This is a genomic window from Micromonospora sp. NPDC005205, assembly GCF_040608275.1.
In the GTDB taxonomy this organism is placed as follows: domain Bacteria; phylum Actinomycetota; class Actinomycetes; order Mycobacteriales; family Micromonosporaceae; genus Micromonospora.
Window position 1 is genome coordinate 938,717 of sequence record NZ_JBEXHV010000001.1, and the last position, 22,106, is coordinate 960,822.

Annotated in this window: 20 protein-coding genes and 1 tRNA gene; 13 read left to right on the forward strand and 8 right to left on the reverse strand. The window is 72.0% G+C overall.

All coding sequences use genetic code 11. The features are described from left to right. Positions 1-169 precede the first annotated feature (169 nt). A complete protein-coding gene (locus ABZU43_RS04535; protein WP_355005130.1) occupies positions 170-952 on the forward strand; it encodes a hypothetical protein in 783 nt (260 codons plus the stop codon). A 335-nt stretch (positions 953-1,287) separates the two neighbouring features. After that, positions 1,288-1,361: transfer RNA gene (locus ABZU43_RS04540), tRNA-Ala, on the forward strand. Between the two features lie 104 nt (positions 1,362-1,465). On the opposite strand, the gene ABZU43_RS04545 is transcribed toward ABZU43_RS04540, so the two are convergent. Then, positions 1,466-2,200 carry a hypothetical protein gene (locus tag ABZU43_RS04545; protein WP_355005131.1) on the reverse strand — a complete coding sequence of 245 codons (735 nt, stop codon included), beginning with the start codon at positions 2,198-2,200 and terminating at the stop codon, positions 1,466-1,468. Between the two features lie 59 nt (positions 2,201-2,259). Between ABZU43_RS04545 and ABZU43_RS04550 the strand changes: the two genes are divergently transcribed. Beyond that, positions 2,260-3,345, forward strand: coding sequence for a Gfo/Idh/MocA family oxidoreductase (locus ABZU43_RS04550; RefSeq protein WP_355005132.1), 1,086 nt, complete (start codon positions 2,260-2,262; stop codon positions 3,343-3,345). Positions 3,346-3,462: 117 nt separating this feature from the next. Continuing rightward, positions 3,463-4,482 carry a hypothetical protein gene (locus tag ABZU43_RS04555; RefSeq protein ID WP_355005133.1) on the forward strand — a complete coding sequence of 340 codons (1,020 nt, stop codon included), beginning with the start codon at positions 3,463-3,465 and terminating at the stop codon, positions 4,480-4,482. A gap of 64 nt (positions 4,483-4,546) precedes the next feature. Here the strand turns inward: ABZU43_RS04555 and ABZU43_RS04560 are convergent, their stop codons facing one another. Continuing rightward, on the reverse strand, positions 4,547-5,314 hold the full coding sequence (locus ABZU43_RS04560) for a DUF4352 domain-containing protein (protein WP_355005134.1): 768 nt from the start codon (positions 5,312-5,314) through the stop codon (positions 4,547-4,549). Positions 5,315-5,516: 202 nt separating this feature from the next. After that, on the reverse strand, positions 5,517-6,173 hold the full coding sequence (locus ABZU43_RS04565; protein WP_355005135.1) for a 4'-phosphopantetheinyl transferase superfamily protein: 657 nt from the start codon (positions 6,171-6,173) through the stop codon (positions 5,517-5,519). Positions 6,174-6,371: 198 nt separating this feature from the next. On the opposite strand from ABZU43_RS04565, the gene ABZU43_RS04570 reads away from it, so the two are divergent. Beyond that, positions 6,372-6,641: a hypothetical protein gene (locus ABZU43_RS04570; RefSeq protein WP_355005136.1), complete on the forward strand. Its 270-nt coding sequence runs from the start codon at positions 6,372-6,374 to the stop codon at positions 6,639-6,641. A 46-nt stretch (positions 6,642-6,687) separates the two neighbouring features. Here the strand turns inward: ABZU43_RS04570 and ABZU43_RS04575 are convergent, their stop codons facing one another. From ABZU43_RS04575 to ABZU43_RS04585, 3 genes are all read right to left on the reverse strand, one after another. Beyond that, complete coding sequence (locus ABZU43_RS04575; RefSeq protein ID WP_355005137.1) at positions 6,688-7,470, reverse strand: peptidase; 783 nt, start codon at positions 7,468-7,470, stop codon at positions 6,688-6,690. After that, positions 7,470-8,747 (reverse strand): VWA domain-containing protein, encoded by a 1,278-nt coding sequence (locus ABZU43_RS04580; protein ID WP_355005138.1) that lies wholly within the window; start codon positions 8,745-8,747, stop codon positions 7,470-7,472. Before ABZU43_RS04580 ends, ABZU43_RS04575 begins: the two co-directional genes overlap by 1 nt. Positions 8,748-9,114: 367 nt before the next feature. Continuing rightward, entirely contained in the window at positions 9,115-10,776 is a 1,662-nt protein-coding gene (locus ABZU43_RS04585; RefSeq protein WP_355005200.1) for a phospholipid carrier-dependent glycosyltransferase, read from the reverse strand. Between the two features lie 131 nt (positions 10,777-10,907). Between ABZU43_RS04585 and rsmI the strand changes: the two genes are divergently transcribed. Beyond that, positions 10,908-11,756, forward strand: a complete 849-nt coding sequence (gene rsmI, locus ABZU43_RS04590; RefSeq protein ID WP_355005139.1) for a 16S rRNA (cytidine(1402)-2'-O)-methyltransferase — start codon at positions 10,908-10,910, stop codon at positions 11,754-11,756. A gap of 31 nt (positions 11,757-11,787) precedes the next feature. Here the strand turns inward: rsmI and ABZU43_RS04595 are convergent, their stop codons facing one another. After that, the gene (locus ABZU43_RS04595; RefSeq protein ID WP_355005140.1) at positions 11,788-12,840 is read right to left on the reverse strand and encodes a hypothetical protein; all 1,053 of its coding nucleotides are present in this window, start codon (positions 12,838-12,840) and stop codon (positions 11,788-11,790) included. 158 nt (positions 12,841-12,998) lie between these two features. Between ABZU43_RS04595 and metG the strand changes: the two genes are divergently transcribed. Then, the gene (metG, locus tag ABZU43_RS04600; protein ID WP_355005141.1) at positions 12,999-14,801 is read left to right on the forward strand and encodes a methionine--tRNA ligase; all 1,803 of its coding nucleotides are present in this window, start codon (positions 12,999-13,001) and stop codon (positions 14,799-14,801) included. A gap of 43 nt (positions 14,802-14,844) precedes the next feature. On the opposite strand, the gene ABZU43_RS04605 is transcribed toward metG, so the two are convergent. Then, on the reverse strand, positions 14,845-16,092 hold the full coding sequence (locus ABZU43_RS04605) for a hypothetical protein (RefSeq protein ID WP_355005142.1): 1,248 nt from the start codon (positions 16,090-16,092) through the stop codon (positions 14,845-14,847). A gap of 129 nt (positions 16,093-16,221) precedes the next feature. On the opposite strand from ABZU43_RS04605, the gene ABZU43_RS04610 reads away from it, so the two are divergent. The 6 genes from ABZU43_RS04610 (at position 16,222) to ABZU43_RS04635 (ending at position 22,024) form a co-directional block, all read left to right on the forward strand. Beyond that, positions 16,222-17,121: a TatD family hydrolase gene (locus ABZU43_RS04610; RefSeq protein WP_355005143.1), complete on the forward strand. Its 900-nt coding sequence runs from the start codon at positions 16,222-16,224 to the stop codon at positions 17,119-17,121. Continuing rightward, positions 17,115-17,984: a 16S rRNA (adenine(1518)-N(6)/adenine(1519)-N(6))-dimethyltransferase RsmA gene (rsmA, locus tag ABZU43_RS04615; protein ID WP_355005144.1), complete on the forward strand. Its 870-nt coding sequence runs from the start codon at positions 17,115-17,117 to the stop codon at positions 17,982-17,984. Before ABZU43_RS04610 ends, rsmA begins: the two co-directional genes overlap by 7 nt. 32 nt (positions 17,985-18,016) lie before the next feature. Then, a complete protein-coding gene (locus ABZU43_RS04620; RefSeq protein ID WP_355005145.1) occupies positions 18,017-18,598 on the forward strand; it encodes a Uma2 family endonuclease in 582 nt (193 codons plus the stop codon). Then, positions 18,595-19,542 carry a 4-(cytidine 5'-diphospho)-2-C-methyl-D-erythritol kinase gene (locus tag ABZU43_RS04625; RefSeq protein WP_355005146.1) on the forward strand — a complete coding sequence of 316 codons (948 nt, stop codon included), beginning with the start codon at positions 18,595-18,597 and terminating at the stop codon, positions 19,540-19,542. The genes ABZU43_RS04620 and ABZU43_RS04625 overlap by 4 nt, the downstream gene beginning before the upstream one ends. 120 nt (positions 19,543-19,662) lie before the next feature. Continuing rightward, positions 19,663-21,468: an ABC-F family ATP-binding cassette domain-containing protein gene (locus tag ABZU43_RS04630; RefSeq protein WP_355005147.1), complete on the forward strand. Its 1,806-nt coding sequence runs from the start codon at positions 19,663-19,665 to the stop codon at positions 21,466-21,468. 100 nt (positions 21,469-21,568) lie between these two features. Continuing rightward, complete coding sequence (locus ABZU43_RS04635; protein ID WP_355005148.1) at positions 21,569-22,024, forward strand: DUF4383 domain-containing protein; 456 nt, start codon at positions 21,569-21,571, stop codon at positions 22,022-22,024. The last annotated feature ends 82 nt before the right edge of the window (positions 22,025-22,106 follow it).

The following is a 22,106-nucleotide window of genomic DNA, read 5'->3' on the forward strand; positions in this document are numbered from 1 at the left end:
ACGGACGGGATCGGCGCGGCGCGGTGGCAACCCGGTCGGTGCGCCGTAACCTCAAGTAACTGCAAGCTGCGGCAAGCGCTCCCCGGCCGGACGATCCACGCCCCCAGGCGTGATCGATGGAAGATCCTGCGGTCGGGTGGCGGTTGCTTCGAATTCGGTGACGGGAGGGGTGAGGGTGCCGACCTCGGTGCTCCTCGCCGTCCTCGCCGCCGCCGGCCTGCTCGCCCTGGCCCCGGCGTTGGTTCGCCGGTACGACGCCACCGAGCGGCTGGTGGCGGAGCGGGCGCAGTCGACGGCGCGGGTGCTCCAGCGCCGCCGACGGCGCCGCACTGTGCCGGGACGGCGACCCGTCCATCCTCCGCGCTCACTGGTCGTCACCCTCAGTGAAGACGCGACTACCGGTGTGTTGGGAGCGCCGGTCTCCGCGCCGCCGGCCGTCCGCCGCTCCGGTCGACTGCGCGCCGTGCCCGCCGCGCCGAAGCGGTCCCGTCGCCGCCCGCCGCCGCACCGGCAGCACACCCCCGCCGTCTATCGGCGTCGCCGTGTGCTCGCCGCCCTGCTGCTCCTCAACGTCGTCGAGTTGATCGGTGTGCTGTTCGTCAGCCCCGGCTTCTGGGTCGGCTTCGGCGTCACCTTCCTGCTCCTGGCCCTCTACGTCGTGCACCTGCGGGGTCAGGCCCTGGCCGGGCGTCGCCGCCGCCGCGCCCGAGCCCGGGAGGCCGCCTGGTTGGCTGCCCGGCAGGCCGAGGTGCGCCGGGAGCAGGCCCGCCGGGCCGCGGCCCGCCGGGAGGCGCAGCGCCGCCTCGCCGCCCAGCGCGAAGGGGTACGCCGAGCCGCCATGGGCCTGGACCGGCCGGGAGACCTGCCGGCGGCGGTCAACGGTGGATCGGTCTCGTACCGGCGGTCGGGCGGCCTGCGCGGCCGCCCCTACGAGGCTGGCCGAGGCGCCTGACGCGGTCCCGGCGGTGCCCCGGTCCCGGCGGTGCCCCGGTCCCGGCGGTGCCCCGGTCCCGGCGGTGCCCCGGTCCCGGCGGTGCCCCGGTCCCGGCGGTGCCTGGCCGCGCCTCGGTCCCGGCCGCGCCCGGCTGGCTTGATCGACTCGGACTCCTGGAAGTCGGGTGGTTGGGGCGTCCGGGATGCCCCGATTTCACGGAACCCGAGTCGATCTTTGGACGGGCCGGAGCGCCGGGCCGGGGGCGGATTCGCGGTGGAGGCCGACGACCTGTTAGCCTTGCTGCCGGCCCGCCCGGTGTAAGCCGGGTGGGACCGAAGCCGGTTCGCCGGCGGGGGGCTGTGGCGCAGACTGGTAGCGCACCTCGTTCGCATCGAGGGGGTCAGGGGTTCAAATCCCCTCAGCTCCACCCCAGGTCAAAGGCCGTTTCCGCAAGTCGGAGACGGCCTTTTGCGATCTTCGGGGTGCGTGACCGACCCACGGCCAGGTCGTGACGACCCGGCGTTGATCCACCTAGGCGAAGCGTTCGGTCGTCACCGGTATCAGGCCGTGCTGGCGCAGGACGTTCGTCAGCTCGGACAGGGTCGAGCCGAGCGCCGCTGTGGCGTCGGTCCTCAGCAGCGCGGTCACGTCGAGAGACCAGGCGAGGGAGTGGCCGACGCGGCGCAGCTCCCAGGTGAACTGGTCGCCGTGCTGGTCGAGACGACCGCTCGCGACTGACGCGACAGTGCCACCCGCCGGTGACCGCCAGGCCGTCCGGAGGCTCGCCACCTGCTCGGCGCGGAGATGCTTGGCGAAGAGGACCCGGTACACCCGTCGCTCGTGGAAGCCGGCCGGTGGCTGCGCCGGGCCGAGCCGCAGCGGCGGGGCAGTGGCGATCGGTTGATGGTCGAGGAAGTGCGTACGAAGCACCAAATCGTCAGGCAGTTGCCCACCACCGAGCGCGCGGTAGACCTGCTCGGCATCCCGGCGGGAGGTGGGGAGCACCCGCGTCAGCACCTCGGGGTCGGTGCGCATGGCGCGGCTCAGCGCGGCGGAACTCCACCAGCCGGCCTCCGGTGTCCAGCCAGCGCTGTCCAGCCCCGTCGTGGTGAAGTCGTGGTGGCGGGTGAACTCCTCGACGACGATCCCGTCCACAGTGGTGGACGCGCCGCTGTCGTCGGGTCGAGGTAGGACCAGGTAGTAGTCCAGGGGCGGTCCCGCGTCGGGCACCAGCACGGGCACGGCCCGCAACGGCTCGGTGTTCATCAGCGCAACCGTAGCGAAGTGGAACGGTTAGCATCCGGACCTCTACGTGAGGAGCCCAGATGACTTCGGTGGCCCAGACCCGGTTCGGCATTATCGGCAGCGGCTGGCGAGGTGAGTTCTTCCTACGCCTGGCCCGGCTGCTCCCCGACAGTTTCCGGGTGACCGGGGTGGTGACGCGTACCGAATCACGGGGCGCCGCCGTGACGGCCGACTGGGGCGTGTCGACCTTCCGCACGACAGCGGAGATGCTCGCCCACGAGCGGCCGGACTTCGTCATCGTGTCGGTGCCGTGGCCGGTGACGCCCGAGGCGACCCGGGAACTGGTCGCGGCCGGCGTACCGGTGCTCGCCGAGACGCCGCCCGCCCCCGACCTGGCGGGTCTGCGCTCGCTCTGGGCCGACGTCGGCGGCAGCGGCCTGGTGCAGGTCGCCGAGCAGTACCTGCTGATGCCCGGGCACGCGGCGCGGCTGGCGGTGGTCCGCGCCGGGGTGCTCGGTGAGCCGACCTCGGTCCAGATCTCCTCGACCCACCTGTACCACGCGGTCTCACTGATCCGGGGTCTGCTCGGCGTCGGTGACGAGAGTGCCGAGGTGAGCGCGCGCGCCTTCGTCGCGCCGCTGGCCAACCCGCTCTCGCCGGCCGGCTGGAGCGGCGACGACACCCCGCAGCAGCTCTCCACCACCCTCGCGACCATCGACTTCGGCGGGCGGATGGGGTTGTACGACTTCACCGACAACCAGTGGTGGAACCCGCTGCGCACCCGCCGGTTGGTGGTCCGGGGCTCGCGCGGCGAGTTGGTGGACGATCGGGTGGTCCGCCTGATCGACCCGAGCACGCCGGTGGAGTCGTTACTGACCAGGCGGCAGACCGGTCTCGATCTCAACCTGGAAGGGCTCGACCTCAAGCACATCAGCTTCGACGGCGACGTTGTCTACCGCAATCCGTTCGTCGGCAGTGGGATGTCCGACGACGACATCGCGGTGGCCGACATCCTCGCTCGCGCCGGGGCGTGGGCGCGGGAGGAGGGCCCGGCTCCCTATCCGCTTGCGGAAGCCTGCCAGGACCACCTGATCAGCCTCGCCATCGAGGAGTCGGTACGCACCGGCCGCCCGGTCGTCACCGCCACCGAGGCATGGGGGCGGTAGCTCCGGCGGATCCTTCTGTCCCTTGGCTGACAGTACGCAACCGTACAGCCAGCTCACCTGTGGAGCCGGTATCAACCGAAAGCCCGGGAGTACCCGGGCCCCACACGGGGAGCAAGGATGAACCGAAGCACTCGACGCCGGATGCTCGCAGCCACCGCGACCGGTCTGCTGGCCACCTCTCTCGGGGTCGCCGTCTCCGGTACGGCGACCGCCGCGCCCAGCGGGGCGACCCCCCGCACCTGCAAGATCAGCACACTGCCGTACCCGACCGACACCTATCGCGCCGACGCGAACGCGGTCGACCCGACGGGGCGCTACGTCGCGGGGACAGCGCTGCGGGTCGGTGAGACCGACAACCAGTACCTGCTGCTGTTCTGGGACGGGCGGCGGGTCACCGAACTGGAGTCGAAGAGCACGGACACCCCCGTAGACATCAACGCCGACGGCGTCGTGATCGGCAACGGATCGGCGGAGAACGGCTACGGGCAGCCGTGGAGGTACCGCGACGGCAAGCTCGAGCAGTTGCCGGTGCTGCCTTCCACCGCCACGTATGTCAGTGCCATCAACGATGCCGGTGACATCGTCGGCCACGGCTCCGACATCGACTCCGGGGAAGTGGTCGCGCTGCGCTGGCCGGCCGCTCATCCGGGCACTGTGGAGGTGCTCGACGCCCCGTTCGACGCCCAGGCAGGTGGGATCACCGACAACGGGACCATCGTCGGTAGCGCCGGACCCTTCGGAGACTGGAACAGCTGGGTCCGCCGGCCGAACGGGAGGATCGACGCGCTCACATTCCCCGGCGCCGAGTGGAGCACTGCCGGCGCGGCGGCGGGTCGCTGGGCGATCGGCCAGGTATCGCTGAGCGGCAGCACCACGTCGACCAGGGTTCGGTGGGATCTTCGCAACGGCTCGCACACGTTGCTCGACCGGGACATGCCTGCTCTGACCGGCGTCAACGCCAAGGGCGTCGTTGTCGGTGGTGACCGCGTTGCCAGGGGTTCCACCTCCCGGGTCCTGCCGGGCGGCGGCACCGGGGTGGTCGTCGGTGCGCGGTCCATCTCCGACTCGGGCACCATCGTCGGGTTCCGCAACGTCCTCGCCGACCGGCTGACTCCGGTGCGCTGGACGGGCTGCTGACCCACCGACTCTCCCACCTCGTGGGGCCGGCCCGGACGGGTCGGCCCCACGTCGCGTCAGCGCGTCACGGCTTCCAGGAACCGGCGGTCTGGAACTGGTCGTGGTACTCCAGCGCGCCGGAGGTGTCGTGCACGTCGAACACCACGCTGCCGGTGCTTCTGGTGCCGGCGGTCAGGTCGTCGACGGCCGGCATCGGTTTGCCACAGCCGGAGAAGGCTCCACCGATCGCTGTGGTCTTGGTGCCGTCGGCGGCGACCCACTGGAAGTAGAGCGGGTTCGTCGACGCGGTGCCCTTGGTGACAGCCACCGTCACGTCGGCGATCACGTACAGGCCCTCGCCGGGCTTCAGTCCGTGGGACTTGCAGGGTTTGGTGGCGCTGCTGAACTTCGTCACGGTGATTTCGACGGTGCCGGCCTCGCGGTTGACGACCAGGGTGTCGCCCGGCGACATCCTGCGGGTGTCGCCGTTCGTCGGCGGGGTCGGCGGGGTGGCTTGTGCCTCGCTCACTGTGGTCGAAGTGCCCTTGGTGCCGATGACGACCGCCACGATGCCGCCGGCGCAGGTGAGCAGGGTGAGTACGGCCGCGGTGACCGCGACGACCACGACGGACTTCTTGGCGCGGTCCGTCAGCGCCGGTGGTGGTGCGATGATCGGGTAGCCGGAGCCGCCGGGTGCCCGATATCCGCCGCCATCGCCCGTGTTCCCGCCCGCCGCCGGGTACGCAGCCCCCGAGAACGGCGGCTGCGGTGTCGCCGCGAACGAGCGGGTCGGCGGCTGCGGGTTCGGCTGTCGGGGGTCGTGCGGCGTAACGCGAGGCTGGGGGTGGGTCACCGTACTCCTTGACGCTTCGGTACGTGCGGTGCGGGAACTCTTCGACGTTACCGTGGGTGGTGGAGCGTCCGATCGCCACGCCGGTGGGCTTCCCACCGCGAGGACGCAAAACCCATCTGGCCTGCGTGGACGGTGTTCAGCTGGTCACCGACGGCCAATGTGGATCGGTATTCCATTCATCGCTATGAGTAACCGGGCGAGGTCAACGTGCGGGAAGCGCGGCAGCGGTGCGGACCAGCCCGTCGGCGATCACGAATCGGCCGCTGATCGATGTCGGTGGGTCGTCGACCCCCGCCGCGTCCACCCGGGCCGACGCGATCCGGGCAGTGAACGTGCCGGCATCCGGATCGATGTCGAGTCGGGCGTCGTGGAAGTCCAGCCAGCCGCGGACGACCGGATGCCACACCTTGTAGACGGTCTCCTTCGCGCTGAACAGCACGATCGGCCAGTAGGTGCCGCTGGGCAGCCGGTCGCAGAGGACCTCCTCCTCGGGCAGCAGCACGAGTCGGCGTACTCCCGGATTGACCTCGCGGTGCTGCTCGGCATCCATCCCGACGGACCGGATGTCGGTGGTGTGCGCCGCCGCTGCGGCGCAGTAGCCGGCGGTGTGGGTGATGCTGCCGACGATCCCGGCCGGCCAGACCGGCGCGCGGTCGGCGGCGGCCGGAACGGCGGTCGACGGCAGGCCGAGGTCGCGCAGTGCCCTGCGGGCGCAAATCCTGCCCGCGGCAAAGTCCCGCCGACGGGTCTGCACCGCCCGCTCGCCGAGGCATGCCTGCTCAGCGGGGAACAACTCGCCCGTCCAGTCCTCCGGCCCGGCGACGGCGACGGCGACCGTCGATGGCAGCAGGTCACGCATTCCGGTGACCTACTGGTCGGTAGGAATGACGCATCAAATTAACCGTCAAATTTCCGACTCCCACGACGGACGAAGGTACCGCAAAGATGTAACACCGGAGGGACGCGCAGCGCTCTCCCTGATGGCTCCGGGGGGACCACCATCAATGCTGGCCGGCACGGCAGCCGCCAGTCCCGTGGACATCTGGAAGGACGTGCGATGACCGATGGTCTGGAACGACCGGGGGTGCGGGCCGACGAACACGCCCCGCAGACGCCCTGCTGGAGCTGCGGCTCCTGCGGTGACGAGTGGCCGTGCGCGACGAAGCGTACCCGGCTGCTGGCGGAGTACGGGGGTGACCGCGCCATGCTCAGCGTCTATTTGGGCTCCTGTCTCGCCGCCGCCACCGAGGATCTGCGCGCGGCTCCGGTGATGTCGCTCCAGGACAGGTTCATCGGCTGGTTGCCGCGCGGCTCCCGGCGGCGCTGAGCCTCTGGTGGCCCCGCCGCTGGGCGGGGCCACCAGAGGGGGCGTTTCAGCGACGTCGAGGGCGTCGGGTCAGCGCGAATCCGAACACGCCGGCCACCGCGGCGAGCGCGCCGCCGATGCCGGTCCAGACCCAGCGCGAGCCGAGATCCGGCAACCAGTCCGTCAGCGAGCCGCTCTCGTCGTCGGCCTCCGCGTCCACCGGGGGTACGGCGTTGAGCACCGTGCCGGCCTTGGTGTTCGGCACCAGCGGGGCGGCCAATTCGCCGTCGTCAGCCGAGGCGCCCCGATCGGCGATGGTGCCCACCAGCAGGTCGACGTCGATCGGCGCGCCCAGATCCGGCTCCGGCAGCTCGATCACCGAGAGTCGGACGACGTACGTGCCGGGCAGTGGGTCGGCCGACCAGGGCTCCGCCCACGGCCGCACCTCGCGCAGCGTGCAACCCAGCACCACGTTCGACGCCTTCGCGTCCACTGTCGGGGTCTGGGCCCCCGCCGTGCACGCCTGGCGTCGGCGCAGCCCGTCGAAGACGTCCACCGTCCAGGTGGAGGCGCCGCTGCGTCCCTTCGGGAAGGTGACGGTGGCGCTGATCTCGTGCACCTGGCCGGCCGTCGCCGGGAACGACCAGTAGAGGTGATCGCCGATCGAGGCATCCACCCGTACCGGTTGTCCGGCGGTGATCGGGGTGGCGGTGAGGAACGACGTGCCGGCACGGTTCACCGGCGTGGCACCCGGGGAGGGGGTTGGTGCGGCGGCGGCCGCAGTGGGGAGCAGAGCGGCCGTGCCGGCGGCGAGCAGCGCCGCCATCGACCGGAACAGTGCGGTACGCATCAGTTCTCCCTCCAGGTGGCGACCCACCAGCGGGTGAGCAGACCGGCGAGCAGACCGGTGAGCAGACCGGCGATGGTGAGCAGTGCGAGCAGCACCCAGCCCCGGCCGAGGTCCGGTCCGTCCGGTGCGGGTGCGGCGGCGACCACGTCGATGGTCAACTCCACCGGCATGCCCGGGGTGGCCGCGGTGCCGGGGCGCGGGGCGAACGAATTGCTGACCACCAGGCAGACGGTGGTGGGTTCGATGACCGGCGCGGCGCTCTGCTCGGTCTCGGCGGCGTCCTCGTCGTCGGCGGTGGCCGACCAGCGCAGCCCGGCGGAGAGCACGTCGGCCCGCCCGCTACCGGCGTCCGCGCCACGGACGAGTTCCCGGCCGTCGGCCGCGGTGGCCCGCAGCAGCACCCCGTAGTCCCGGTTGACGGCCCGGTCCAGCGCCATGCTCACCGAAGCTCGCAGCTCCTGCCCGGGGCGGATCGGCACCCGGTAGTAGCGATGCTCGGAGAATGCCTCCCGGTCGGCGTAGACGCCGGGGGCGAGCAGTGGCGCCGAGTCGCACGCGCTCGTGCCGCCGACAACTGTCGGGGCCCGGGTGTGCGTGTCTCCGGCCCGCTCGACGAGCTGTTTGATCCGGTCGGTCAGCTCCTCGGCGCTCTGCGCGGCGGTGTAGGTCCCGCCGGTGGCGCTGGCGATGCAGAGCAGTTGCCGGCGAACCTTGTCGTCGGGGGCCAGGCCGAGGGTGTCGACGACCAGGCTGGTGCCCTGGGCGGCCAGTTCCCGGGCCACCTCGCACGGGTCCGGCGGAGCGCAGGTGTCCTCGCCGTCGGTGATCAGCACGATCCGCCGGGTGGTGGCCCCGGCGCCCAGGTCCTGTGCGGCGGAGCGCAGCGCAAGCCCGACCGGAGTGAACCCGGTCGGCCGAAGTGTCGCCACCGCCGCCTTCGCGGCGGACCGGTTCACCGGCCCGACCGGCACGATCTGCTGGGTGTCCTGGCAACCGACCTTCTTGTCCTTGCCGCGGTAGGTCGCGCCGAGCACCCGGATGCCGAGCTGTGTCTCCTCGGGCAGCGCGTCAACCACCTCGTTGAATGCCTGCTGGGCGACCGAGATCCGGGTGCGTCCGTCGATGTCGGCGGCGCGCATCGACCCGCTGACGTCGAGCACCAGCTCGACCCGGGGCGGCTCGGGCGCCGGCTCCTCGTCGGCCTGTGCCGGGCCGGTCAGCGCGGTGGTCGCCAACAGTCCGATAAGGACCGCCGCCGATCGTCTGAAGTTGATCACGACCCGCAGTGTAGTGAGATCCACTTTGGATGATCGTTTGGGTGCGGGCGCGCGAGACGGCGGCGGGGCCGCCCACGTCGGGGTTCGCCTCTGATCGGCAGCACCCGCGCTCAGGGTCCATGCCGGGTCACCCTCGGTCAACTGTGAGAGGGAAGGGGTCGGCTCGGCCAGCCTCCGTCGGAAATCTGACCCAAGTCGACCCGTTGTGCCGGTGGTGCGCGGTGGTTAAGCTCTTCATGCGCGCCCCAATCGCCCGCTTCCCCCGTGGCAGGCGATCGGGGCGCGCGTCTTTGTCAAGAAGGGCCCGCACGCTTCGGCGTGCGGGCCCTTCTTCCGTCGCGCTGTGCGGCGCGTCGCCTGTCGATGCTTATATCCACCGACCGTCGAGCCACATCCGGGACAGCCAGTCCGAGTACGGAATCACCCGACCGACAAAAATCGGATAGAAGTACGCGAAGCAGAGCGCCACCAGCAGCACGTACGCCCCCGCCGCGATGCTGCCCACCAGTCGGCGCTCATAAGCCGGGTCACCGGGCACCAGCGGCGTCACCGTACCCACGTCACCCCCGGCGGGCGCGATCAGCGCGCCCAGCACGTACACCACGGCCAGCACCAGGAACGGCACCGCCGGCGCGGCGTAGAACGAGAACATCGTCCGGCCGTCGAGAGCGAACCAGAACCACGGCAGCAGCCCGGCGGCAACGGTGAGCAGGATCGCGCCGGCCCGCCAGTCCCGACGGGCCACACCCAGCCAGGCCAGCGCCACCAGAGCCGGCAGGAACGACCACCAGAGCAGCGGGGTGCCGAGCAGCAGAATCTCCGAGGCGCAGCTCGCCGCGCCGCAGACGCCGTCGCCGGCGTAGTGGAACGCCACCGGCCGGCCCAACAGCAGCCACTGCCACGGCCACGACTGGTACTTGTGCGCGTCGTCAAGCTGGGCGTGGAAGCCGTACGCCGCGCGGTGGTATTCGAAGAGGTTGATCAGCGGGCCGATGAACGGGCGGTCGCTGAGCGGTGCGCTCGGGTAGGCCGACGCGAGCCGGTAGTAACCGTCGTCGGTGAGCAGCCAGCCCGACCAGGTGGCGAGGTAGGTGCCCACCATCAGCACGCCGGCGAGCACCAGCCAGGGCAGCTCGTCGACGAGCGTGTCCCGCCAGGGGCGGCGGACCCCCGCCGAGCGGCGGACGCCGACCTCCCAGAAGAGCACCAGCAGCGCGAAGGCCGGCACGAAGTACAGGGCGCTCCACTTCACCGCGCAGGCGCAGCCGATCAGCACCCCGGCCGCCAGCCGCCACCACGGCCAGGTGCGCCAACCGGTCGGCGGGCGCCCGGCCCGGCCCGGCTGGCTCGGATCGAGCCCGTCGTCCAGGGCCCGTGCCCAGCGTCGACGGCGGGCGTCCCGATCGAGGACCAGTGCGCCGAACGCGGCCAGCACGAAGAACAGCAGGAAGATGTCGAGCAGGGCCGCCCGGGACAGCACCAGGTGGAAGCCGTCCAGGGCGAGCAGCAGGCCGGCCGCGCAGCCGAGCACCGTCGAGCGGAACATCCGCCGACCGATGCGGACCAGCAGCAGCACCGACAGCGTGCCGATCACCGCCGCCGAGAATCGCCAGCCGAACTCCGGTGCGGTGGTCATCAGGTGACCGGGAACGGAGACCTTCGAATCCGCGTCCTGGTAGCCGAAGGCCCACTCGCCGACGCCGATCAACCACTTGCCCAGCGGGGGGTGCACCACGTACGACGGGACGTTGTCCTTGTAGTTCCACTCCACGCCACGGGAGATCAGGCCGTAGGCGTCCTTGGCGTAGTACGTCTCGTCGAAGATCTTGCCCTTCGGGCTGGACAGCCCGACGAAGCGCACGATCGCCGCGATGGCCACCACCACTGCTGTGGCCAGCCAGGAGAACCTGTCCGCCTGGGTGTCGACGGTGGCGAACCGTCGCCGGACCACGGCGACCACCCCGCCGCCCTCGGCGCTCGGTGCCGTCGGCTCCTGGGTGGCACTGGGCTCGCCCGTCACCTGGATCATCTTGTCCGGATCTGCGCTCGGGCTCTGCGCTGTCGACGCACTCGTCACCCGGCGATCGTAGGCTGCCAAGGTGTCCGGTGGCGTCCGTCGTCCCTGATACCGGTATTCCCTGCAATGAAGGAGACGAATTCGTGGGTGAAATGTCCGAAGTTGGGCGCCTGATTCTGCTCGGTGCCCCGCTCGGCAACCCCGCCGACGCCTCGGCCCGACTCCGGGAGGTGCTGATCAGCGCCGACGTGGTCGCCGCCGAGGACACCCGACGGCTCACCCGGCTGGCCCGCGATCTCGACCTCACCGTCGGCGGTCGAATCGTCTCCTACTTCGAGGGCAACGAGGAGCGGCGCACCCCCGAACTGGTCGAGGTCATCCTCGGCGGGTACGTGGTGGCGCTGGTCACCGACGGCGGGATGCCCAGCGTCTCCGACCCCGGCTACCGGCTGGTCCGTGCCACGTTGGACGTCGGTGCGCCGGTCACCGTCGCCCCCGGGCCCAGCGCGGTCACCACAGCGCTGGCCGTCTCCGGGCTGCCCTGCGACAGGTTCTGCTTCGAGGGCTTCCTGCCGCGCACCCCCGGTGGCCGTCGGTCCCGGTTGCGCGCCCTCGCCGCCGAGGAGCGCACCCTGGTCTTCTTCGAGGCCCCGCACCGGATCGGGGCGACGCTCACCGACCTGGCCGACACGTTCGGGGCGGACCGGCCGGCCGCGCTCTGCCGCGAACTCACCAAGACCTACGAGGAGGTGCTCCGTCGCCCCCTCGGCGAGCTGGCCCGGTGGGCCACCGAGGGGGACCCGCGTGGAGAGATCACCCTGGTGGTGGCCGGAGCCCCGGTGACCGCTGCCGAACGCCCCGACGACGAGACCCTTCGCGCCGCCGTCGCCGAGCGGGAGGCCGCCGGCCGGTCCCGCCGGGATGCCATCAGCGACGTCGCCACCGAGTACGCGCTGCGCCGCCGGGACGTCTACACGATCGTGCACAGCTGATCGAGGTGGTCCGGCTCGCCGGACGACCGGGTCACCACCCGGCGATCAGGAAGCCGACGGTGATCAGTGTGGGGCCGGCGACGGCGGCGGCCACGGCCCAGCGGCGCTGCCGGCGACCGGGCAGCCGGGCCGAACCGGTCAACCGGACGATGCCGGCGGCGCAGGCCAGCACCACCAGCAGACCGGGCAGCCAGCGCAGGTGCCGGCCCACGCCGACGTCCGCGTACGCGGTACCGCTGTCCGGGCCGGTCATCCGTGCCGGCAGCGCGGTGCCGGCCGTGCTCCCCTCGGCGGGCACGCCACTGACCCGGACGCCATGGGTGATGAACCGCCCGTCCTCGGCCGTGAAGATCCCCCGGCAGCGCAGGGTGAGACCGTCGCCGGAGCAGCCGTCGATCACCACGGTGCCGGTCCGGGCGTGCCCGACCGCGAGCCAGAACGGGCCGGCGCTGACCCAGGCGAAGAAGGCCGCGACCAGGCTCAGCACCACCAGCGCGGCGAGCCCGGGCAGCGGGTCCGGCGGCAGTGGCGTGCGGTGAGGTGCCCGGCGCCGCGCCACCCGGAAGCCGCGGAACCGCGCCGGTGCCGCGTCCTTACGAATCGGGGTGCCGTCCCAGTGCACCTGCTCGATCGGCGCCCAGAAAGCGCCACCGTCGTCCTCCGGCGGGCCGCCGTCGGGACCATGGCCGCGCTGCCGGCGGCCCTGCTGCCGGACCGGCACCCGACGAGGCACCGCGTCCACCGGCGCGCCGGTGGTGGGCTCCACCTCGACGGGCTCCGCGCCGGCCGGCGCCGAGTCGGCCGGCGGGCCCGACGAGCCGGGCCGGGCCGGGCTGGGTACGGGTGCCCCCGGGGTCGGACGAGTCGGTGTGGGTGACGGCGCCGCCGGCGCGGGGCGGGCCGCTGCGGTGGACCTCCCCGCCGGGGTGGGCCGCAGCGCACCCGGGTCGGCGCTGGACACGAGCCGGGGCTGCGGCGCGACCCCGGCGACCCGCGACGCGGCGGGCCCGGGCCCCGGGTCGTTGCCGACCGCCGACCCGGTGGGAGGGTCCTCGTGGTCCCGCGCCGCTCCTCTGCCCGTCACGACGTTCATTGCACACCGCACCAGGAGGTGAAACGGGCAGGTGAGCCGCGTGTCGACGACAAATCGGACCAACGGGCGAGGTGGTCGGCCCGGTCCGCCGGTCGGGCACCCCCTATTGGTTCGCGAACGCCCCGGACGGGTCACTAGGCTCACTGCTCATGAGTCACGTTCTCGCGGCAGTGGCCTGGCCGTACGCCAACGGCCCCCGCCACATCGGCCACGTCTCCGGTTTCGGCGTTCCCTCCGACGTCTTCGCCCGGTACATGCGGATGGCCGGCCACGACGTGCTCATGGTCTCCGGCACCGACGAGCACGGCACCCCGATCCAGGTGCAGGCCGACGCCGACGGGGTGACCCCGCGCGAGCTGGCCGACCGGTACAACAGGGTGATCGTCGAGGACCTGCACGGCCTCGGTCTCTCGTACGACCTGTTCACCCGCACCACCACCCGCAACCACTACGCGGTGGTGCAGGAGTTGTTCGAGGGGATGTACCGCAACGGCTACATCGTGCCGAAGACCACGATGGGCGCGATCTCGCCGTCCACCGGGCGCACCCTGCCCGACCGTTACATCGAGGGCACCTGCCCGATCTGCGGGTACGACAGCGCCCGCGGTGACCAGTGCGACAACTGCGGCAACCAACTCGACCCGATCGACCTGATCAACCCGAAGTCGCGGATCAACGGAGAGACTCCGAAGTTCGTCGAGACCGAGCACTTCTTCCTGGACCTGCCGGCCCTGGCCGAGGTGCTGCGGCAGTGGCTGGACACCCGCGAGGGGTGGCGGCCGAACGTGCTGCGGTTCTCCCGCAACCTGCTCGACGACCTCCAGCCCCGGGCGATCACCCGTGACCTGGAGTGGGGCGTACCGATCCCGCTCGACGGCTGGCGCGATCGGTCGGACAAGCGGATCTACGTGTGGTTCGACGCGGTGATCGGCTACCTGTCCGCCTCGATCGAATGGGCCCGTCGCTCCGGCGACCCGGACGCGTGGCGGAAGTACTGGTCCGCCGACGGCGCGGGCAAGGACGCCCGGTCCTACTACTTCATGGGCAAGGACAACATCGTCTTCCACTCGGTGATCTGGCCGGCGCTGCTCTCCGGCTACTCCGGTGAGGGCTCCCGCGACGGTGAGCCGGGCGAGCTGGGTCGGCTCAACCTGCCCACCGAGGTGGTTTCGAGCGAGTACCTGACCATGGAGGGGCGCAAGTTCTCCTCGTCCCGCAAGGTGGTCATCTACGTTCGCGACTTCCTGGAGCGCTACGACGCCGACGCGCTGCGCTACTTCATCGCCGCCGCCGGCCCGGAGAGCAACGACACCGACTTCACCTGGGCCGAGTTCCTTCGCCGCAACAACGACGAGTTGGTCGCCGGTTGGGGCAACCTGGTCAACCGGTGCGTCTCGATGGCCGCGAAGAACTTCGGGACGATCCCGCCGGTCGACCCGGCCGGGCTCACCGAGGCCGACGAGGCGCTGCTCGCCGTCGCCCGGACCGGGTTCACCACCGTCGGCGACCTGATCGGCCGGCACCGGCAGAAGCAGGCGATCGGTGAGGCCATGAAGGTGGTCGCCGAGGCCAACAGGTACCTCTCCGAGCAGGCGCCCTGGAAGCTCAAGGACGAGGCGGACAAGCCCCGGATGGGCACCATCCTGCACGTCGCCCTTCAGGTGATCAGCGATGCCAACACGCTGCTCACCCCGTTCCTGCCGCACTCCGCGCAGCAGGTGCACGAGCTGCTCGGGGGCACCGGCGTGCACGCGCCGATGCCGGTGATCGAGCAGGTCGACGACCTGGACGGCGGCCCGGCGTACCCGGTGTTGACCGGGGACTACACCGTCGGCGCGCGCTGGGAGTCGGTGTCGATCGAGGCGGGCCGCCCGCTGGCCGCGCCGAAGCCGGTGTTCCGCAAGCTCGACCCGTCGATCGTCGACGAGGAACTGGCCCGGCTCGCCGACTGACCGCACGACGCGCGGCGGCGGGTGCGCCCGCCGCCGCGCGCCGTCACATCGCGTAGCGAGTGTCCATCACCTGGTCGTCGGTCACCTCGGCGCCCGGCGCCCAGGCCTCGTAGACGCCGCGTTCCTGGCACTGCGCGCCGGTCGTGACCAGGGTGTCCGGGTTCGGGTAGCGCAGGCGCACCCGCAGCCAGCCGGCCTCCTCCCGCAGCACAAGGCACGGCACCCCCCGCCACTGGGCGAACCGGAGCCGGCGGGCCACCGCGTCGACCGGGTAACGGGCCGCCCGGGTCATCGCCAGCACCCGGAACCCACCGGGCAGGTCGGCGACCGCCTCGTACTCGCTGTCGCCGTACATGCCGACCAGCTGGGTGGAGCGGGGGGCGTCGGCGTTCGGCACGTACTCCTGGTCCGGGGAGAGCCCCGGCACCGCGGCCAGCAGGTGCCGCCACTGCGGGCCCACCATCCGCAGCCACCCGCGCTGCTCGGCCTGGTAGGTGTACAGCACCACCTCCATCCCCTCCGCCGGGTACGCGATGAGGGCGGCGTTCGCCGGCATCGGCAGGTCGGCGAAGTCGCGGGTGATGAACTCCGGGATGAGCTGACCGTTGCTGGGCACGAAGCCGGTGCCGAGCACCGGGGCGCCGAGCCGGTCCCGGGCGGCCAGCGCGGTCAGGCCGCGGTGTGCCGGGCCCACCGGCACCTCGTAGTCGCCCGGGTCGGACGCGCGCCAGCGCAGCGCGTACGTCACGTCCGTGCCGTCCCGGCCAGCGTCACCGTCCGTACGCAGCACCGTCGTCGTCGCCGGCGTACGCAGGTGCGCCACATCGTGCTCGCGGTAGCAGAAGCCGTGCGGCAGCCAGCCCCGTAGATAGCCGGCGAGCTGCTGGGCCGAGAGCACCTTGATCATCCGGGTGCCCCGCCGGACCACCGCCGACGCGCGCGCGGCCACCAGCATCGGGTCGCCCGCCGCCGCCGGCTGCTGGCTGAGCTGGTGCAGGTACGCCCAACCCCGCTCGCGGTGAGCGGGTATCAGCAGCGGCGTCTCCGGCTCGTCGACCGGCTCCGTCAGCCCGTGCACAGCTGTCACCTCGGTGACGTGTACGAACCGGTGCCACGGCAGGGCGCTACCCGGGCGGGGTGCCCACTCGAAGCCGGCCACCTCGTCGGCGCTGAACAACTCGTACGCGGCGCCCCGGGCGATTTCCTCCGCCGGGTACACGCCGCCACCGAACGCCACGTTCAGTCCGGTCCGTTCGCCGGCGCTGCCACCGGCCTGGGGAGTGACGCTCATGCCGTCGCCTCGCTGCTCGGTGGGATGAGGTCCGCACGCTGTCGCGTCCGCTCGTGAGCGACCGTAGAGTCGCGCGGCGTAGTCGGGGTGAACGTCGGGTGGCGGGCAGATGGACAGGCCCGGTGTGTGATGCTGTCGCTGATGAGCGAGCCCACTGAATCCCGCCGCGAGCGTGCCGCCCGGCGGGCCGGAGAGTTTCCGCCTGCCCCCGAGTCGTTGCCCCGGGCGGTGCTGGACAGCCACACCCACCTGGACATCACGGTCAGCGAGGCCGGTGTGCCCGGCGGCGGGCCGGCCGACGACCCGGTCGCCGTGGCCATCGCGTTGGCCACCAAGGTCGGCGTGGACCGGCTGGTCCAGGTGGGCGTGGACGTCGCCTCGTCCCGGTGGGGCGCGGACATCGCCGACGAGTACCCCGCGGTGCTGGCCACCGTGGCGCTGCACCCCAACGAGGCACCCCGGCTCGGCGACCTCGACGAGGCGTTGCGGGAGATCGAGTCCCTCGCCGCCCGCGACCGGGTCCGGGGGATCGGCGAGACCGGAATGGACTTCTTCCGGACCGGCGACGAGGGGCGTGCCGCGCAGGAGCACAGTTTCCGGGCGCACATCGCCATCGCCAAGCGGTACGACAAGACGCTTGTCATCCACGACCGTGACGCGCACGCCGACGTGCTGCGCATCCTCGACGACGAGGGCGCTCCCGACCGTGTGGTGCTGCACTGCTTCTCCGGCGACGCCGACTTCGCCAGCGAGTGCGTCCGCCGCGGCTACCTGCTGAGCTTCGCCGGCACCGTCACCTTCGGCAGCGCGACGGCGCTACGCGAGGCCGCCGCGCTCACCCCGCTGGATCAGATGCTGGTGGAGACCGACGCCCCGTACCTCACCCCGATGCCGTACCGAGGCCGGCCGAACGCGTCGTACCTGATTCCGCTCACCGTCCGCGCGCTCGCCGCGACCACCGGCAGCGACCTGGACGAGCTGTGCGGGGCCATCTCCGCCACCGGCGAGCGGGCCTTCGGCCCGTGGTGAGCCTGCTCGGCCCGGCGGAGATCCGGGAACTCGCCGCCCGGTTGGGCGTCGCGCCCACCAAGAAGCTGGGCCAGAACTTCGTGCACGACCCGAACACTGTGCGCCGGATCGTGACCGCCGCCGGCCTCACCCCCGACGACGTGGCCCTGGAGGTGGGGCCTGGGCTCGGCTCGCTGACCCTGGGGCTGCTGCCGGTCGCCGGGCACGTGCACGCCGTGGAGATCGACCCGGTGCTCGCCGGGGCGCTGCCGGAGACCGTCGCCCGGCACGCCGAGGGCGATGCCGCCCGGCTCACCGTGCACCGCGCGGACGCGTTGCGCATCGCCGCCGCCGAGCTGGGCGACCCGGCACCGACGGCGCTCGTGGCGAACCTGCCCTACAACGTCGCCGTGCCCGTTGTGCTGCACCTGCTCGCCGTGCTGCCCACCCTGCGCCACGGTTTGGTGATGGTGCAGAAGGAGGTCGCCGACCGGCTCGTCGCCGGTCCCGGCTCCAAGGTGTACGGCATCCCGTCGGTGAAACTCGCCTGGTACGCCCAGGCCCGGAGCGCCGGCAAGGTGCCGCCGAACGTGTTCTGGCCGGTGCCCAACGTCGACTCCGGCCTGGTCGCCTTCACCTGCCACGAGCCGCCCCGCATCGACGTACCGCGGGAGCGGGTCTTCGCCGTGGTGGACGCGGCGTTCGCGCAGCGGCGCAAGACGCTGCGCGCCGCGTTGGCCGGCTGGGCCGGTGGCGCGGACCGGGCCGCCGCGGCGCTCACCGCCGCCGGCGTCGACCCCGGCGCCCGTGGGGAGTCACTGACCGTCGAGCAGTTCGCCGCCATCGCCGCGTCGGCCCCGGCCGGTACGCCGGCCGGGAAGTAGGCTGACGCCGTGCCCGCCGAGGAGGTGTACGAGTGACCGCGCAGCCGATCGAGCCCGCCCACAGCATGTGGAGTCCGGATCCCGTCCGGCAGCGGCTGGCCAACCACACCATCGAGGACGTGCTGGCCCTGCCCGACGACGCCCCCCGCGTCGAGCTACGTGACGGAGTCCTCGTCGTGGTCCCTTCCCCGACCATTGGTCATCAGAACATCAGCAACCGGCTCTGGATGTGGCTGTTTCAGCACGCGCCCGCGGAGTATGAGCCCGTCACCGCTGTCGGTGTCGCGCTCACCCACCGCAACACACTTGAGCCCGACGTGCTGCTACTGAGTCGGCCAGTCGTCGTTGAGAACCATTACGTCGACGCCGAGCAGGTCGTGCTGGCCGTCGAAGTCGTGTCGCCCGGCACCCGTCGTCGGGACCGGCTGGAGAAGCCGGCCGACTACGCCGACGCCGGTATCCGGCACTACTGGCGGATCGAGCAGAATCCGGTGCATGTGTACGCGTACGACCTGGTCGGCGGCAGGTATGAACTGGCCGCCGACTCCTCCGAGGAGCTGATCGTGGCCAAGCCGTTCGACATCCGCCTGCGCGTGCGGGACATCACCCCGTGACCGAGGCCTGGCGACCGGACGACGACGAGCCACGCGGGGCCATCGGCCCGGTGCGGGTACGGGTGCCCGCGAAGATCAACCTGCACCTCGGGGTGGGCCCGCTGCGCCGGGACGGCTACCACGAGCTGAACACCGTCTACCACGCCATCTCGATCTACGACGAGCTGACGGCCCGCCGGGGCGACACCCTCGCCCTGACCATGGAGGGTGAGGGCACCGGCGAGCTGGCCCTGGACGACACCAACCTGGTGATCCGTGCCGCGCACGCCCTCGCCGGGTACGCGGGGGTGCTGCCGCACGCCCGACTGCACCTGCGCAAGCAGATCCCGCTCGCCGGTGGGTTGGCCGGCGGCAGCGCCGACGCGGCCGCCGCGCTGGTGGCCTGCGACGCGCTCTGGGGCACCGGGCTGTCCCGCGACGAGCTGGCCGGCATCGCCGCCGACCTCGGCTCGGACGTGCCGTTCCTGATCTACGGTGGCACCGCGCTGGGCACCGGCCGGGGCGAGGCGGTCAGCCCCGTGCTGGCCCGCGCCACCTCCTGGCACTGGGTGGTGGCGATCGCCGACGTCGGCCTCTCCACGCCGGCCGCCTACCGGGAGCTGGATCGGCTCCGCGACTCCGGTGCCGCCGGTACCCCGCTGGGCAGCACCGACGCGCTGCTGGGCGCGCTGCGCCAGCGTGACCCCCGGGTGCTCGCCCGTACGCTCGGCAACGACCTCCAGGACGCCGCGCTGGCCATGCGCCCGGCGCTGGCCGACACTCTGAAGGCCGGCGAGGCGGCCGGCGCGCTCACCGGCATCGTCTCCGGCTCCGGCCCGACCTGCGTGTTTCTCGCCGCCACCGCGGCCGACGCGGAGCGGATCGCCGCCGAGCTGACCGCCGCGGGTGTCTGCCGGGAGGCGCGGGTCGCGCACGGTCCGGTAGCCGGCGCTCGCGTCGGCTGACGACCCGTTCCACCGGAGCTGCCGGCGCGCGGCGCGGGCGTTCGGGGCTTCCGCGTACCCTTGGGACAGGCGTCCAGGTGCCCGCCGGCACCGGGACGCCTTGATCATGAAGGGTGGAACGTGGCGAACATCGTCAATCTGGACCGGGTGTCCAAGGGGTACGGCGCCGCCGGGCGGCTGCTCACGGACGTCTCGCTCGGCCTGGACGACGCCGACCGGATCGGCGTGGTCGGCCTCAACGGCGCCGGCAAGTCCACCCTGCTGCGGCTGCTCACCAAGCAGGAGGACCCCGACGACGGCCGGGTGACCCACCGCCGTGACCTGCGTGTGCTCTGGCTTCCGCAGCAGCTCACCCTCGCTCCCGAGGCGACCGTCCGGGACGTGGTGCTCGGCACCGCCTGGCTCGCCGAGGGCATGGGCGCCGAGCACGAGTGGGCCGGCGACTCCGGGGTGCGGGCCATCCTCGACGGCCTCGGCATGCCGCACCTCGGCCTCGACCAGCCGGTCGGCCCGATGTCCGGTGGCGAACGCCGCCGCGTGGCGCTCGCCGCGCTGCTCGTGCGCGACTCCGACCTGCTCATCCTCGACGAGCCCACCAACCACCTGGACGTCGGCGGGGTCGACTGGCTGGCCCGGCACCTGGTCGGCCGCAAGGGCGCCCTCGTCGTGGTCACCCACGACCGGTGGTTCCTGGACGCGGTCTGCACCAACACCTGGGAGGTCGCCGACCAGACCGTCCGCGCCTACGAGGGTGGCTTCGCCGCCTGGACCCTCGCCCGCGTGGAGCGCGAGCGGGTCGCCGCCGCCACCGAGGCCCGCCGGCAGAATCTGCTCCGCAAGGAGATCGCCTGGCTGCGCCGTGGCCCGCCCGCGCGGACCTCCAAGCCGCAGTTCCGCATCGACGCCGCGAACGCGTTGATCGCCGACGTGCCGCCGGCGCGCGACACCATGTCGTTGCAGCGGATGGCGGTTTCCCGCCTGGGCAAGCAGGTGTACGAGCTGGAGAACGTCGAGCTGCACGCCGGCCCGAAGGAGATCCTGCGCGACACCTCCTGGCTCGTCGGCCCCGGCGACCGGATCGCCATCCTCGGTGCCAACGGCGCCGGCAAGACCACGCTGCTGCGGATGCTCGCCGGCATCACCCGCCCCGATGGCGGTCGCCTCGGCACCGGCTCCACGGTGCGGCCCGCTTTCCTCTCCCAGGAGCTCACCGAGCTGCCCGGGCACCTGCGGGTGCTGGAGGCGGTGGAGGAGGTCGCCCGCCGGGTTCAGCTCGGCGACCGGGAGGTCTCCGCTTCGCAGCTCGCCGAGGTGTTCGGCTTCGACGACCGCAGGCTCTGGACGCCGGTCAGTGATCTCTCCGGTGGGGAGCGCCGGCGGTTGCAGATGCTGCGGCTGCTGGCCGGCGAGCCCAACGTGCTGCTCTTCGACGAGCCCACCAACGACCTGGACACGGACACCCTCGCCTCGCTGGAGGACCTGCTCGACTCGTGGCCCGGCACGATCATCGTGGCCAGCCACGACCGTTACCTCATCGAGCGGGTCACCGACACTGCGTACGGGATGTTCGGCGACGGTCGACTTGTGCACCTGCCGGGCGGTGTGGACGAATACCTCGCGCGGACCGCCGAGCGGGCCGGCTCTCCCCGGGCGGGCGTGACCTCGACCTTCGCACCCGGTGCGCCCTCGGCAGGCGGCATGACCGCCGCCGAGGTCCGTCAGGCCCGCAAGGAACTGACCCGGCTGGAGCGGCAGCTCAGCAAGCTCGACCAGCGCGAGACCACGCTGCTCGGTCAGCTCGCGGCGGACGCCACCGACTACGCCCGGGTCGCCGAGTTGGACACCCAGCTGAAGGATCTGCGCGCCGAACGGGAGCGGATCGAGGAGAGCTGGATGACCCTCGCCGAGGACCTGCCCGAGAGCTGACCGGCCGGGCGCGCCGGCCCGGCCCCCGTGTGCGGCGTCACACCACCACATGCGAGACAATCGTCGGCGACACCTACCCCACGGCGTTGGAGACACAGACATGGCACACACCCCCGTCAACCACCCCGCGCGGCCGATCTACCGGGCGATCGGCGGGCTGACCGGTCTGTACCTGGTCGTCTTCGGTGTGCTCGGCATCATCGCCAGCACCGGCAACGAGATCCTCGCCCAGGACGACACCCGGGTCCTCGGTCAGGGCACCAACCTCGGCTTCTCGCTGTTCAGCGTGCTGGTCGGGGTCGTCGTGCTGGTCGGCACCGCGCTCGGCCGCAACATCGACGTGGCGATCAACCAGTGGCTGGCGTACGGCCTCATGGTGGTCAGCCTGGCCGGTCTCGCGTTCATCCGGACCGACGCCAACATCTTCAACTTCAGCATCACCACTGTGGTCGTGGTGATGACGGCAGCCCTGGTGCTGCTCATGGTCGGCATGTACGGCAAGGTCGGCACGGATGATGAGGCGGAGGCGTTCCAGAAGGCTCGTCTCGTTCTCTGATCTTCTTGGGTTTCGGTCCAGGGTTTTCCGCCGGAGCCCGAGCTGCGCAGGGATCAAGCCTGACCGCCCGGAGCAGCTCGGG